Origin of the sequence: Hyalangium gracile (assembly GCF_020103725.1) — a bacterium.
In the GTDB taxonomy this organism is placed as follows: domain Bacteria; phylum Myxococcota; class Myxococcia; order Myxococcales; family Myxococcaceae; genus Hyalangium; species Hyalangium gracile.
The window spans coordinates 133,653-148,324 of the sequence record NZ_JAHXBG010000021.1 but is presented as its reverse complement, the minus strand read 5'-3'; the positions used below and the strand labels follow the sequence as shown (position 1 = coordinate 148,324).

5 protein-coding genes are annotated in these 14,672 nt (G+C 69.8%); all 5 read right to left on the bottom strand.

Going from position 1 to position 14,672, the window contains the following annotated elements:
• Positions 1 to 176: 176 nt before the first annotated feature.
• The 5 genes from KY572_RS34015 to KY572_RS33995 all read right to left on the bottom strand — a co-directional run bounded on the left by KY572_RS34015 (position 177) and on the right by KY572_RS33995 (position 14,657).
• On the bottom strand, positions 177 to 1,838 hold the full coding sequence (locus tag KY572_RS34015) for an ATP-binding protein (RefSeq protein ID WP_224247837.1): 1,662 nt from the start codon (positions 1,836 to 1,838) through the stop codon (positions 177 to 179).
• Positions 1,825 to 2,055: a hypothetical protein gene (locus KY572_RS34010; RefSeq protein ID WP_224247836.1), complete on the bottom strand. Its 231-nt coding sequence runs from the start codon at positions 2,053 to 2,055 to the stop codon at positions 1,825 to 1,827. Before KY572_RS34010 ends, KY572_RS34015 begins: the two co-directional genes overlap by 14 nt.
• Before the next feature lie 39 nt (positions 2,056 to 2,094).
• A complete protein-coding gene (locus tag KY572_RS34005) occupies positions 2,095 to 2,505 on the bottom strand; it encodes a response regulator (RefSeq protein WP_224247835.1) in 411 nt (136 codons plus the stop codon).
• Between the two features lie 14 nt (positions 2,506 to 2,519).
• Positions 2,520 to 4,319, bottom strand: a complete 1,800-nt coding sequence (locus tag KY572_RS34000; RefSeq protein ID WP_224247834.1) for a PAS domain-containing protein — start codon at positions 4,317 to 4,319, stop codon at positions 2,520 to 2,522.
• Between the two features lie 126 nt (positions 4,320 to 4,445).
• Positions 4,446 to 14,657 (bottom strand): non-ribosomal peptide synthetase/type I polyketide synthase, encoded by a 10,212-nt coding sequence (locus KY572_RS33995; RefSeq protein ID WP_224247833.1) that lies wholly within the window; start codon positions 14,655 to 14,657, stop codon positions 4,446 to 4,448.
• Between the last annotated feature and the right edge of the window lie 15 nt (positions 14,658 to 14,672).

The following is a 14,672-nucleotide window of genomic DNA, read 5'->3' as shown; positions in this document are numbered from 1 at the left end:
TGAAATGCCCTGCAGTGTAGACAATAAATGCCACATATCCAGCATTCCCGAAAGTGTGGGAAAGCAGAGTGAACAAGCGTAACCGGCTTACCTTTGAGTTCACGGTTATTGTCGCAGTGCAGCAATCCAGGCAGGGCTGAACGCTGCGCCGTGACGGGGAGTGGACTGCTCCGGGCTCAGCGCGCTGGGGGCTCTTTCTGGGCGGCGGGCAGGGTGAAGTGGAAGGTCGCTCCCTCCTCGGGCCGTCCTTCCGCCCAGACACGTCCGCCGTGGCGGGAGATGATGCGGCGCACGTTGGCCAGCCCGATGCCCGTGCCCTCGAACTGCTCGGCCGTGTGGAGGCGCTGGAAGACGCCGAACAGCTTGTCCGCGTACCGCATGTCGAAGCCCACGCCGTTGTCCTTCACCCACACGTGGGCCTCGCCGGACTCCTCGCGGCCTCCCACCTCGATGATGGCTTCGGGCTTGGGCCGCGTGTACTTCAGCGCGTTGGAGATGAGGTTCTTGACGGCCAGGCGCAGCAGGGACTGATCCGCCTGGACCTCGGGCAGGGAAGACACCCGCCACTCGACCTTTCGTCCCTCGGCATCGGGGGCGAGCTCGCGCTGCACCTCCGCGACGAGCTCGCGCAACACCACCGGGCTCTTGTTCAGCTCGGCCCGCCCCATGCGGCTGAAGGCCAGCAGATCATCCACCATCTTCCCGCCCTGTCTGGCCGCCTCCGAGATGGTCGTGACGTAGCGGCGGGCGGTGGCATCCAGCTGGGGGCCCACCCGCTTCTCGAGCAGCTGGGCGAAGCCCGTGATGTGACGCAGCGGGGCGCGCAGATCGTGGCTGACGGTGTAGCTGAAGGACTCGAGCTCCTTGTTGGCCTCCACCAGCTCCGCCGTGCGCTCCTGAACCCGCCGCTCCAGCAGCTGGTTGAGCCGCCGGACCTCCGCCTCGGCCCGGTTCTGCTCGGTCATGTCGTGGCCCTGGACGAAGATGCCGGACACCCGGCCATCAGGCCCACGGATGGGCTGATAGATGAAGTCCACGTAGGCCTCGTCCAGCGACCCGCCCTGCTGCCGCTGAAGGACCACCCGCAGCCCGCGACCGATGAAGGGCTCGCCCGACATGAAGACGCGATCGAGCAGCTCGTAGAAGCCCTGTCCTTCCAGCTCCGGCAGCGCCTCTCGCACGGGCTTTCCCACCAGCTCGCGATGCCCGACGACGCCGTAGTACGCCCGGTTGACCAGCTCGAAGACGTGCTGGCGCCCCCGCAGGAAGCACATGAAGCTGGGGGCCTGATCGAACAGCTGATGCAGGTGACGGCGCTCGTCCTCGAGCGACAGGTTGGCCTGCTGGACACGCTGGGCCCGGAGCAGGACGCCGGCCTCGATCTGCGCCGAGCGCGCCAACTGCTCCCGGTCCGCCTCCACGGCCTGCTTGAGTCGCTGCAGCTCCGTCACGTCCACCGTGTGCTGGAGGATGTAGGCCACCTCTCCGCGCTCATCGAGCAGGGGCGTGTGCGTGGCGCTCCAGTAGCGCTCCTCGACGACCACCCCCGCCTCGGTCTGGCGGGGCACCCGGTAGGGGATGAGCGCCAGCGTGTCCGGCGCGCGCTGGGACAGGACCCGCTCGAAGGAAGCCCGCAGCATGCGCAGGCTGGCGTTGTTGGGGTCCTCCGGATCGTGGGGGAAGAGCTCGAAGAGGCGACGGCCGATGAGATCCTCGAGCCGGCTGGCCGTGGTCTGCAGGTAGGCCTCGTTGGCGGCCACGTACCGCAGCTCGCGGTCCACCACCATGTACGGGTTGGCCGAGAGGCGAAAGATCTTCTCGAAATCACTCGATTGCACCGAGGGCCTCCTTCCTGGTCGCGGGCTCCTCGGGAGCCGCATGGTGAACAGGGTTCCTTCCCGCGCGGTGGCAGTCGGAGAGGATGAGGTCGAAGCGGCACTCGGAGAGGGCCTCGTTGAAGCCGGCGTGGCTGTCGACCCGGGTGAGCGCCAGGCGGGCTCCGGCCTCCTCGAGCTGCGCGCAGATGAACTCCGCATCCAGCGGGCTGTCCTCCACGAGCAGCACCCGCTTGGAGCGAAGGGGGGCGGGAGCGCTTCAGGGCATCTCCACCAGCATCCAGTACTTGTTGAGGGCCAGCATCAGCTCGACGAAGGAGGAGAACGTCACCGGCTTGAGGAGGTAGCCCGCCACGTTGAGCTGGAAGCTCTCCATGCGGTCCTTGTCGTCATTGGAGGTGGTGAGCACCACCACGGGGCTGGAGCGCAGCACGGGGTCTGCGCGCAAGGCCCGCAGGAACTCGATGCCGTTCATCTTCGGCATGTTGATGTCCAGCAGGATGAGCCGGTTCTGCGAGGGCACCGACCCGCTCCTCAGCATCTCCAGCGCCTCCACGCCGTTGCCCGCCACGTAGAGCGGGTTGCTGATGTTGTTCTTCTTGAAGGACCGCTGGACGTTCATCACGTCCACTTCATCGTCTTCGACGAGCAGGATGTTCAGCGTTCTCATGAGTTGGATTCCATTCATCGCTTGGGCGGGGTCTTTGGCCAGATGAAGAAGAAGGTGGCCCCCTGGCCCACGGCGGACTCCACTCGCACGGAGCCTCCGCGGGCTTCCACGATCTTCTTGACCACGGACAGGCCGATGCCCGTCCCCTCGACTTCATCTCTCGCCCGCAGCGTCTGGAAGATGCCCCAGATGCGCTCGTGATACTCGGGGGCGATGCCGGGGCCGTTGTCGGCGATGGCGAACTCCCAGGCCTCGCCCTGGTCGGCGCAGCGCACCCGCACGAGCGCGTCCGGGCGCTGGGCGTGCTTGAGCGCGTTGCTCATGAGGTTGAGGAAGACCTGCTGCAGGGGCACCCGCTCGGCGAGCAGCTGCGGCATGCGGCTCTCCACCTGGATGGCGGCGGGCGGCTTGGGCGAGAGCAGCTCGATCGTCTCGGTGAGCAGCGCTCCCACGTCGATGGTCTCGGGCTCGGAGTTCGTCCGGCCGGCGCGGCTGTAGGCGAGGATGCCGTTGATGAGCGCCTCCATCCGGTGGACCCGCCCCGTCAGCAGCCGCATCTGCCCGCGTGTCTCCTCGGGCATCACGTCCTTCAGGTCATCGGAGATCCACTGCGCCAGGTTGGCGATGCCCCGCAGGGGCGCCTTGAGATCGTGGCTGGCGACATAGGCGAACTGATCGAGCTCCCGGTTGCTGCGCTCGAGCGCGACGATGAGCCGGTCGCGCTCGGCCTCGGCGCGCTTTCGCTGGGAGATGTCCAGGGCCACCATGGCCACGCCCAGGCGGCTGCCATCCGAGCCGAGCACGGGCGCCGTGGACGCCAGCCAGGTGGAGATCTCATCCGAGGCGTGCGACTTGCCGGTGCTCTCGAAGGTGACCGTCTTTCCCGAATCGAAGACCTGGCGGAAGAGATCCTCCGGGTGGGGCTCCAGCTGCGGGAAGAGCTCGCGCGGGGTGTGGCCCAGATGGGCCTCCTCGGGCAGGCCGTTCATCTCCGCCAGGGAGCGGTTGATGCGGATGTAGCGCAGCTTCTCGTCGAAGAGCCCCATGGCCGCGGGGACGGCATCGAAGAAGGTGTTGAGCGCGGCGCGCACCTGCTCCGAGTCGCGGCGCTCCTTCTCCGCCCGCTCGAGGGCGCTGCGGATCTCCTGGATGTCGATGCTGCATCCGAGCCAGCAGAGGACGCGACCCTCGGCGTCCCGCAGGGGGAAGCCCCGAGCGCGGTGCCAGAGCCAGGCGCCGTCGTGTCGCCGGTAGCGGCACTCGAACTCGTAGGACTCGCCCGCCTCCAGGGCCTGGAGCCAGCGCCGGTTGATGTCGGGAAGATCTTCCGGGTGGATGACCTGGTGCCACGCCCCGGGCTCCAGCGAGCTCTGCGAGAGGCCGGTGAACTCGTACCAGAACCGGTTGAAGTGGTCCGGCACCCCGTTCGGCCGGACGATCCAGAAGATCAGCGGGAGGTTCTCGAACAGCGAGCGGTACCGGATGAGCTCGGCCTCGATCTGCCTCAGCCGCTCGCGGGGGACCTGCTCCTGATCGAGCGTCATGAGGGTCACGGCCACACGAGGCGAGCCGCCGTCGCGCGACAGCAGGGGCTGGGCGACGACCCGCAGCGAGGCCTCGCCCAGCACGAGGTTCCTTGAGGTGGGGCTGCCCGTCTCCTGGGCCTGCCGGAGCAGCGGCGGGGTGGAGCTGTCCGCGCAGAGGGGGAGCTCCTCGTACGCGCGCCCCAGGAGCTTCTGGGGGCTCTCTCCGAGCATTCGCGCGAAGTTGGCGCTGCACTCGATCAGCCGGCCCGAGGCATCAAAGATTGCCATTCCCTCTTGAGCGGGCGCGTCGCTGGAGGACGAGAGAGCTGCCGGAAGGTTCATGCGGCGGGACCTTATTACATCCAGGTCCCGAGTGCCTTTTCCCGGCAGGCCCGCTCGAGGCTCCGGAAAGCCTCACGCACTGCCCAAACCTGAGCGAAATCCTTCACTGGAATCATCCTCCCTGGCTGTTCGTGCAAGGTTGCTTACTCGCCCTGCGAGGCTCTGTCTCACGATGCGTGCGACCGCCGCGACATGAGGCGGCTCCATCATCGTGAAGTGGTCGCCGGGCACGTTGTGCATGGAGAAGGGGCCGTCCGTCTGGTCCATCCACCACCGCTCGGCGTGAGGCTCCAGCACGCCGTCTCGCTCCCGGGCTCGAATGTAGAGGAGGGGGAACAGGCCGCGGCCGGGCGAGTAGGTAGCCAGGGCCTGGGCCTGCGCCATGAGGAGCTCTCGGAGGGGAGAGTCCTTGGCGACCGCGCTGGCAAAGCCCTCCCAGGCCCCGGGCGCCCGCTCGCGGAAGGGAGCCACCAGGTGCAACAAATCCTCGGGCTGGTGGACCTGGAGCTGTTTCAAGGGCAGCGGCGGCGTGTCTAAAAGCAAGACAAGAGAGACTTCCATGTCTTTCTGGAGAAGCTGGCGAGCCATCTCGGTGGCCACGGCGCCTCCGGAGGAGTGTCCGCCCAGCTGGAAGGGTCCGCGAGGCTGTCGCTCCAGCAATTCGGAGATGTAATGCGCGGCCATCGTCGGCACGTCGGGATGGATGGGTTCTCCCGGCTCGAGGCCCGAGGCCCGGAAGGCATACACCGGCTGCTCGGGACCGAGCTGGCGAGCCAGACTCATGTATGTGAAGACCGTGCCGCCGATGGGCTGGACCAGATAGAGGGGAAGGTGCTCGGCCGTCCCCGCCTGAAGGCAGACGAGCAGGCGGCCCTTCGGTACGGATGGCGACTCGGGCTGTGAGGCCGAGGCGCTGCTGGCTCTGTGGATGGTGGCCAGCAGCTGGCTGAAGCGGGGGTTCTCGACGAGGGTGTGGACGGGCAGCACCACGCCGAGCCGCTCACGCACCCGGGTGCGAAGCTGCAAGGCGATGAGCGAGGACCCACCGACATCGAAGAAGTGATCGTCGGGGCGGGTGGAGGAGACTCCCAGCACCTCCCGCCAGATCTCCGCCACCCGGTGCTCGAGCGTGTCCCGGCTCGGGGGAGGGGCCTTCATGATGGGCGCGGGGGGAGGCTGGACGCCCAGGGGAGGCGGGGTACGGCGTACGCCCCCCATCACGGAAGGCGCGCGCGGTGCCCTCATGGGCTGCTCGGCGGGGTCCGCCTCGAGGAGGTACTCGCGTCGCTCGAACGGGTACGTCGGCAGGGACACCCGCTGGCGCCGCTCGCCGCGCGAGAAGGCCGCCCAGTCGAGCTCCCCTCCCACGCACCAGAGCTTCCCCACCGCGCCCAGCAGGGCCTCCAGGTCGCCGCGCCCCGAGCCTGGGGTGGACAAGGTGTTCGTGACCAGGCGGGCCTTCCCTGTCTCGGGGTGGATGCGCGCCAGCGAGGCCAGCACCCGGCCCGGTCCCACCTCGATGAGCACCGGAGCGGGCAGTGCCAGCAGGGTGGACAGCCCATCGGCGAACCGCACCGTGCCTCGCAGGTGGCGGGCCCAGTAGGAGGGATCCGTCGCGTCCGCGGAGCCCATCCACGTGCCGGTGAGGTTGGAGACGAGCGGGGTGAGCGGGGCCTGGAGCTTCATCGACGCCGCGCGCTCGGTGAGGCGGCCCGCGAAGGGCTCCACCAGCGGCGAGTGCGAGGCGCCCGCCAGCCACAGCCGCTGCGCCTCGATGCCTCCGGCGCGCAGCGTGGCCTCCAGCTTCTCGATGGCCTCCTTGCGGCCCGCGACCACGCAGTGCGCGGGCCCGTTGATCGCGGCGATGGAGACGCCCTGGGCCCAGCGGCTCGTGAGCGCCTCCTCCGGCAGGGGGACGCTCAGCATGGCGGACTCGGGCATCGTGTCGCACAGCCGTCCGCGGAGGGCCACGAGCGCCACCGCATCCTCGAGGGAGAGCACGCCGGCGAGCGTGGCGGCGGCGTACTCCCCCAGGCTGTGTCCGGTGAGCGCGGAGGGCTTCACTCCCCAAGAGAGCAGCAGCTGCGCCAGCGCATACTCGGTGGAGAAGATGGACGCCATGTTGAGCGACGGGCGCAGGAGCTGGGCGGAGGCCTCGGCGCGCCCGGCCTCGTCGCCGAAGAGCACCGGGCGGAGGTCGACCCCCAGCTCCCGGGCGAAGAGCTCGGCGCAGTGGTCGAGCGTCTCCCGGTAGACGGGCTCTCCCTGGTAGAGCTCCCGCCCCATGCCCACCTGCTGGGTGCCACCGCCGGGGAACATGAAGACCACCTGGAGCGGCTGGGGCTGGACGACTCCGTCGAAGACCCTGGCGCTCTCGCGAGCCGCCAGCGCGCAGGCCGCGGCCTCGCGATCCGGACTGACCACCACGCGGCGGTGCTCGAAGGCCGCGCGCCCCTGCTGGAGGGTGAAGGCCACATCCGGCAGCGGAAGCTCCGGCCGCTGCCGCAGGTGCTCGCTGAGCCTGTCGGTGATCGTCTCGCGCGCCGCGGAGGTGCGGCCGGACAGCGGCAGCAGCTGCCAGGGGCGGGAGGGACCGGACGGCGCGCGTGGCGGAGCCTCCTGCAGGATGGCATGGGCGTTGGTTCCACCCATGCCGAAGGCGCTCACGGCGGCGCGGCGGGGCCGCTTGCCGCGTCGCCACGGGCGCGGCTGCGCGTTCACGAAGAAGGGGCTGTCCTCGAGCGCCAGCTCCGGGTTGGGACGGTGGAAGTGCAGCGTGGCGGGGATGAGCTCGTTCTCGAGGGAGAGCGTCACCTTGATGAGCCCCGTCACCCCGGCCGCCGCGTCCAGGTGGCCGAGGTTGCTCTTGAGCGAGCCGAGCGCGCAGAACTGCTTGGGGACCGGGCTCCGGCGGAACGCCTTCGTGAGGGCGGCGACCTCGATGGGATCGCCCAGCGGCGTGGCCGTGCCGTGCGCCTCGACATAGCTCAGGGTCTCGGGCGTGACTCCCGCCGCGGACTGGGCCCTGACGATGGCCTCCACCTGTCCCTCGACGCTGGGCGCGGTGTAGCCCACCTTCTGTGAGCCGTCGTTGTTGATGGCCGAGCCCAGGATGACGGCATGGACGGTGTCGCCATCCGCCAGCGCCTCGTCCAGCCGCTTGAGCACCACCACGCCCACTCCGCTGCCCGGCACCGTCCCCTGCGCCTGCGCGTCGAAGGGACGACAGTAGCCGTCGGGCGAGAGGATCCCTCCCTCCTCGTAGGGGTAGCCGGAGGGGCCCAGCGAGAACAGCGACACGCCGCCGGCCAGGGCCATGTCGCACTGGCCGGACAGCAGGTTCTGACAGGCCAGGTGGATGGCCACGAGCGAGGTGGAGCAGGCCGACTGCAGACTCAGCGCGGGGCCGCGCAGGCCCAGCTTGTAGGCCACCCGCGTCGACAGGAAGTCGTTGCCGTTGCCGACGATGGCCCGGTAGTCGCCCGAGCTGCCCCGCATGGAGCCCAGCGAGGCCACCCGCTGCAGCCAGTAGCGAGGGACGCCCGCTCCAGCGAACACGCCGATGGCGCCCGGGTAGCGGCGGGGATCATAGCCACTGTCCTCCAGGGCCTCCCAGCAGCTCTCGAGGAAGAGGCGCTGCTGCGGATCGGTGAGCTGGGCCTCCTGGGGCGCGTACCCGAAGAAGCCCGCGTCGAAGCGCGCGGCCTCCTCGAGCATGCCCAGGGCGGGGACGAAGGAGGGATCCCTCAGGAGCTCCGGCGGCACGTCGGAGGCGTGGAGCGACTCGCGGGTGAAGCGGCTGACTCCTTCACGGCCCTCGCGCAGCAGCTCCCAGAGCTCGCGCGTGCTCCGGGCTCCGGGGAAGCGTCCGGCCATGCCGATGACGGCGATGGCGTGCTCCCGGCGCGCGAGCGTGGCGCCCGCCACCTCGAGGGAGAGGGCGGCGGAGACTGGAGCCGTGGGGGCTTCCTTCTCCTCGGGGCTCAGGTGGGCGGCGAGCTGGCGGATGGTGGGGTACTGGAAGAGCGTCACCAGCCCGATGTCATGACCCAGCCGCTCGCGGATCCGCGCTCTCACCTGCGCCAGCAGCAGCGAGTGGCCCCCGAGCTCGAAGAAGGGCGCATCGACGCCCACGCGCTCCGCGCCCAGCACCTCCCGCCAGATCTCGGCCAGCGAGCGCTCGAGCTCCGAGCGCGGTGCCACGTAGCCCTGCTCGGCTCCAGAGCGGGCCGCGCTGGGAGCGGGCAGCGCCTTGCGGTCGAACTTGCCGGTGAGCGTGAGGGGGAGCGCATCGATCCTCACGAGCGCCGACGGCAGCATGTACCGGGGCAGACGCTCCGACAGGTGGGTGCGCAGCGCGACCATGTCCAGCTCTGGCGGAGCGACGACGTAGCCCACCAGGAGCTTCTGGCTGGGAGTGTCCTCGCGCACCACCGCCACCGCCTTGGACACGGCGGGGAAGGAGAGCAGGGCCGCCTCCACCTCCCCGAGCTCGATCCGGTGGCCTCGGACCTTCACCTGGTTGTCCAGGCGGCCGAGGAAGTCGAGGGTGCCATCGGCCCGCCAGCGGAACCGATCCCCCGTCCGGTACAGGCGTCCTCCGGGCTCGGCGCCGAAGGGGTCCGGCACGAAGCGCTCCGCGGTGAAGGAGGGCTGGCCCACGTAGCCGCGCGCCACGCCATCCCCGCCGAGGTAGAGCTCGCCCGCGACGCCGATCGGCACCGGCTGCATGTGCCGATCCAGCACATAGGCGGTGGTGTTGGCGATGGGCTGGCCCAGCGGCACCGGCTCCTCCACCCGGGAGTGGGGCTTCAAGGGCCAGGCCGTCGCGAAGGTGGTGCACTCCGTGGGGCCATAGACGTGCGTGACGCCGCCGCCCAGCTCCACCATGCGGCGCGTATGGGAGGCGGACATCACCTCCCCGCCGGTGAGGATGAGGCGCACGCTCGCCAGCCGCTGCGCGACCATGTCCACCGCCAGGTTGAAGAGGCCGGTGGTCAGGAAGATGCAGGTGACGCCATGGCGGGAGAGCTCCTCGGCCAGCTCCACCGCGTCCGCGGGCGGGTGGGGCGGGAAGACGGCGAGGGTGGCCCCCGTGAGCAGGCTGCCCCAGAGCTCGAAGGTGGAGGCATCGAAGGAGAGCGGCGAGGCCAGCAGGAGCGTCTCCCCCGGCCCCAGCTGCGCGTAGCGGATGTTCTTCACCAGCCGCAGCACCGAGCGGTGCTCGATGCAGACACCCTTGGGCCGGCCAGTGGAGCCGGAGGTGAAGTCGATGTACGCGAGGTTTCGAGCCGTCACGCCCGAGGGCGGAGCGGTGATGGGCTCCTCGTCCAGCCGGGCCTCGTCCAGCAGCAGGTGCCGCGGCCCCTGGGCGGGGAGCTTCGGCAGCAGGGCCGTGGTGGTGACGACGGCATCCGGCTGCGTGGCCTCGAGCATGAAGGCCAGGCGCTCGCGCGGGTAGTCGGTGTCGAGAGGGACGTAGGCGCCACCTGCCTTGAGGATGCCCACCAGGGCGACGATGAGCTCCACCGAGCGTCCCATGGCGATCGCCACGCGGGAGTCCGGGCCCACGCCCATGCGGCGCAGCCGCCAGGCCACCTGGTTGGAGCGCTGGTCCAGCTGCCGGTAGGTGAGCTGCTGCTCGCCAGACCTCACGGCCACGGCCTCGGGATGCTGGAGGACCTGCTCGGCGAAGGCCTCCGGAATGGTGGAGTCCCGGGGGTAGGCGGCGGCGGTGTCGTTCCACTGCACCAGCAGCCGCTGGCGCTCTTCCTCTCCCAGGAGCGGCAGGCTGGAGATACGCGCGTCCGGCTGACGGACGGCTCCCTCCAGGAGTCTGCGCAGGTGCCCCGCCATGCGCTCCAGGGTGCCGCGCTCGAAGAGCGCCGTGGAGTACTCCCACTGGCCCCCCAGCGTGTCCGCCTCCTCCCAGGAGAACAGGGTGAGATCGAACGTCGAGCGTCCCGGATCGTACGCGAGCGGCTCCACTTCCAGCCCCGGCAGGCTCAGCCGCCCCAGCTTGGAGACCTGGGGCGCGAACACCACCTGCACCAGGGGGAGCGTGCTGAGATCGCGCTCCGGCTGCACGGCCTTCACCAGCCGCTCGAAGGGGAGCGCCGCATGCTCGTGAGCGCCGAGGCTCGTCTCCCGGACCCGCGCCAGCAGCGACCGGAAGGACGGCTCTCCCGTGAGATCGGCCCGCATGGCCAGGGTGTTGACGAAGAAGCCCACCACCTCCGCCATCTCCGAGCGATCCCGGTTGGCGTGGGGCATGCCGACGATGAACTCCTCCTGGCCGGTGTAGCGGTGCAGCAGCGCCTGGAAGGCGGCGAGCAGCACCATCGTGGGCGTGACGCGCTCCTGGGTCGCCAGGGCTCGCAGCGCCGCGGTGGTCTGCCGGTCGACCCGGAAGGGCACCACCGCTCCACGGAAGTCCTGGACGGGGGGACGGGGCCGATCCGAGGGCAGCTCCAGCACCGGGGGCACTCCCGCGAGCTGCTGCTTCCACCAGGAGAGCTGCTCCGCCAGCGCGGGCGTCTCGGCCCACTGCCGCTGCCAGACCGCGTAGTCGGCATACTGCAGCGCGAGCGCCGGCAGCGAGGGCGGCTCCCCCCGGGCCAGGGCACCATAGAGGGCCTCCAGCTCGCGGTAGAGCACGTCCATGGACCAGCCGTCCGTGATCGCGTGGTGGAGGTTGAGCAGCAGCACATGCTCGTCGCCACTCAGCGTCAGCAGGTGCGCTCTCAGCAGGGGGGCCCGATGCAGATCGAAGGGCTGCCTGGCGTCGGCCTCGGCGCGGCGCTGCACCTCCAGCTCCCGCTCTTCTGGCGGCAGCGCCCCCAGCTCGATGCGATCGAGGTGCACGGGCAGGTGTCCCGCGATCACCTGCACGGGCTGGCCCTCCACCTCGGCGAAGCGGGTCCGCAGGGACTCGTGACGGGAGACGAGCGCCTGGAGGCTCTTCTCCAGCGCGTCGGCGTCGAGCGTCCCGCGCACCCGGAAGAAGGCCGGGTAGTTGTAGGCGGCGCTCGAGGGGGCCAGCTGCTGGAGGAACCAGAGCCGCTCCTGGGAGAAGGAGAGCGGCACGATGGCGCCACGGGACGCGGAGGTGATGGAGGCAGTGGCCGGCTCTCCGCGCTGGGCCCTGCTCAGCAGGTCCGCCAGTCCCGCCAGCGTGGGGCGTGAGAAGAAGGAGCGCAGGGGCACCTCCACCTGGAACTGCTGACGGATGCGCGCCGTCACCTGCAGGGCGCGCAGCGAGTGCCCGCCCAGCGCGAAGAAGTCGTCGTCGAGCCCGACCCTGTCCAGGGAGAGGCTCTCCTTCCAGATGGTCGCCAGCGCCTGCTCCGTCGGCGTGCGGGGGGCGACGAACTCCTGCGCCAGCTCCGGCCGCGTTCCATCCGGGGCTGGCAGGGCCCGGCGATCCACCTTGCCATTGGGGTTCAAGGGCAGGGCATCCAGCACGACGAAGAAGCCCGGCACCATGTAGGCCGGCAGCTTCCGCGACAGGAACTCGCGCAGCTCCGTGGTGGAGGGAGGCGGGCTCGTCCTCGGGATGACGTACGCCACGAGCTGCTTGTCCCCCGCCCCGAGCTCCCGGGCGGAGACGACCACCTGCTTCACGCCCGGGTGGTCGCCCAGGACGGCTTCGATCTCGCCGATCTCGATGCGGAAGCCACGGATCTTGACCTGATGATCGATGCGCCCCAGGAAGTCGACGAGTCCTCCCGGCAGGTAGCGGACGAGATCTCCCGTCCTGTAGAGCCGGGCTCCGGGCTCCTTCGAGAACGGGTCGGGGATGAAGCGCTCCGCGGTGAGTTCCGGGCGTCGCCAGTAGCCTCGGGCCACGCCGGCTCCGCCGACGTAGAGCTCGCCTGGCACGCCGCGCGGAACGGGGCGCAGGTGACGATCGAGCACATAGCCCTGCACGTTGCGCATGGGCCGCCCGATCGGGATGGAGATGGCGCCCTCGGGCACCTCGGAGATCGGGTGGATGTGGGTATAGACGGTGGCCTCGGTAGGGCCGTATGCGTTGAAGAACTGCTGGTGTCCCTCCTCGAGCGCCACGCGGACCCAGTTGGGGTCCAGGGCCTCGCCCGCGAGCATGACGGCCCGGAGCGTCCGGAAGAGGAAGGGCCGCTCCCGCACCAGGTTGTTGAACACCGCGGGCGTCATGCAGCACACGGTGATGGCCTGACGCCGCAGCTCCTCCCCGAGCGCATGCGGAGACAGGGTGAGGTCCCTCGTGCCGACGACGACACGGGCTCCCTTGAGGAGCGAGACCCATATCTCGTACACCGACACGTCGAAGGAGTAGGTCGTGCTCTGCAGGACGCGATCGTCGGGGCTCACGTCGGCGTGGAAGGCCAGCTGGACGATGGAGCGGTGCGCGATGCCCACGCCCTTCGGAGTGCCCGTGGAGCCCGACGTATAGAGGACATAGGCGAGGTGCTCGCTTCCGGTCTCCTCCAGCAGTGGAGCCAGCTCCTCGGCCGCGGGAGCCGTCTCCGTCGCGTCGACGCGGAGCAGCTCGCGGCCCTCGAGGGGAACAGGGGGCGGGGGCGCGCCCACCGTCACCAGCACTCGGGCCTGGGCATCCTCGATCATCCAGGCCAGCCGCTCCGGCGGCAGCTCCGGGTCGAGCGGCACATAGGCGCCCCCCGCCTGGAGGATGCCCAGCATGGCGATGATCGTCTCGGGCGAGCGCTGGGTGAAGAGGCCCACCCGATCCTCGGTGCGCACGCCCCGCTGGCGCAGCTCCCGGGCGATCCGCTGGGCCCGGCGGTCCAGCTCCCGATACGTGAGCTGTCGGTCGCCGAAGACCAGGGCCACGGCCTCCGGGGCGCGCCGGACCTGGGCCTGGAAGGCCGCGTGGACCGTGACATCCTTCGGATAGTCCGCCTGCGTCTGGTTCCACTCCCGCAGGAGCTGGTGTTCCTCCTCGGGGGACAGCAGCGGAAGCTCCGAGAGCCGCTGCCCCGGCGTCTCCAGGGCCCCGCGCAGCAGCACCTCCCAGTGCTTGAGCAGGCGCGCCGCGGACTCCGGCAGGAACAGCTCGCGGTTGTATTCGAGCTTCAGGCGCAGGTGGGTCCCCATGTCCCGGGCGGACGCCATGAGCTCATAGGCGACGAACGGCAGCTCGATGTCGACGGGAGTAAGGGTGAGGGAGGGGCTGGTGTGCGTGGGCCACGGGTCTCTCAGGGCGAAGAGCACCTGGAAGAGCGGAGGCCGGCTCAAGTCCCGCGTGGGGGCCAGCGCCTCGACGAGATCCTTGAAGGACAGCTCGCCGTGGGTCTGCGCCTGGATGAAGTCGTCCTGGGTCCGCAGGACGAGCTCACGGAAGGACGGATCATCTCCGACGCGCCCCCGCAGCACGACCGGGTTGCCGAAGTAGCCCAGCAGGTTGAGCACGCCGGGAAGGGGCCGCCCCGCCAGCGGAGTCCCCACGGGGATGTCATCCTGACGGGTGTAGCGATACAGCACGGCCTGCAGGCCCGAGAGCACCACCGAGAAGAGCGAGACACCCTCCCGCTTCGCCAGCTCTCGCGCGGCCTGTCCCAGCTCCGCGGGGGCGCTTCGCTCCACCGTGCCCCCGGCGAAGGCCTGGACGGAGGGGCGGGGCCGATCCACCGGCAGATCCAACGCGGGGGTGGCCCCGCGCAGCTGCTGCCGCCACCACGCCAGCTGCCGCTCGATTCTCCGGCCCTTCAGATGCTCTCGCTGCCAGAGCGCATGAGCCCGGTACTGCAGCCGGAGCGCGGGCACGTCGGCGGGCCGCCCCTCGCGGCGCGCCGTGTACAGCGCGAAGATCTCGGAGAAGAACAGGCCCAGCGTCCAGTCTCCATCCGAGATGAGATGGTGCATCGTCAGCACGAGCAGGTGCCGCCGCGGCTCCACCCGCACCAGGCAGGCCCGCCACAGGGGCCCGTGCTCCAGGTCGAAAGGGTGGGAGACTTCCTCACGAGCCAGGAGCAGGGCCTTCTCCTCGAGCCCTTGCCCTCCTGTGTCCCCGGCGGCGCTCACGTCTTGTTCTCGCCAGGGAAGCTCGATTTCAGGCGCAATGCTTTGAGTAGGCTGTTCGCCCACTTGGACAAAGGTTGTACGAAGTATCTCGTGTCGCTTTGCGACATCCGCGAGGGTTTGTTGCAACACGCTCACGTCGAGCGGTCCATCGAGCCAGGCGCCCGCACGCTCGTGGAAGGCGGGGGCGGCCCCGTGGAGCTTCGAGAGGAACCACATGCGTTCCTGCTCGAGCGAGAGGGGAAAAAAAGGAGGATAATTCATGAGAAAAAACGAGCC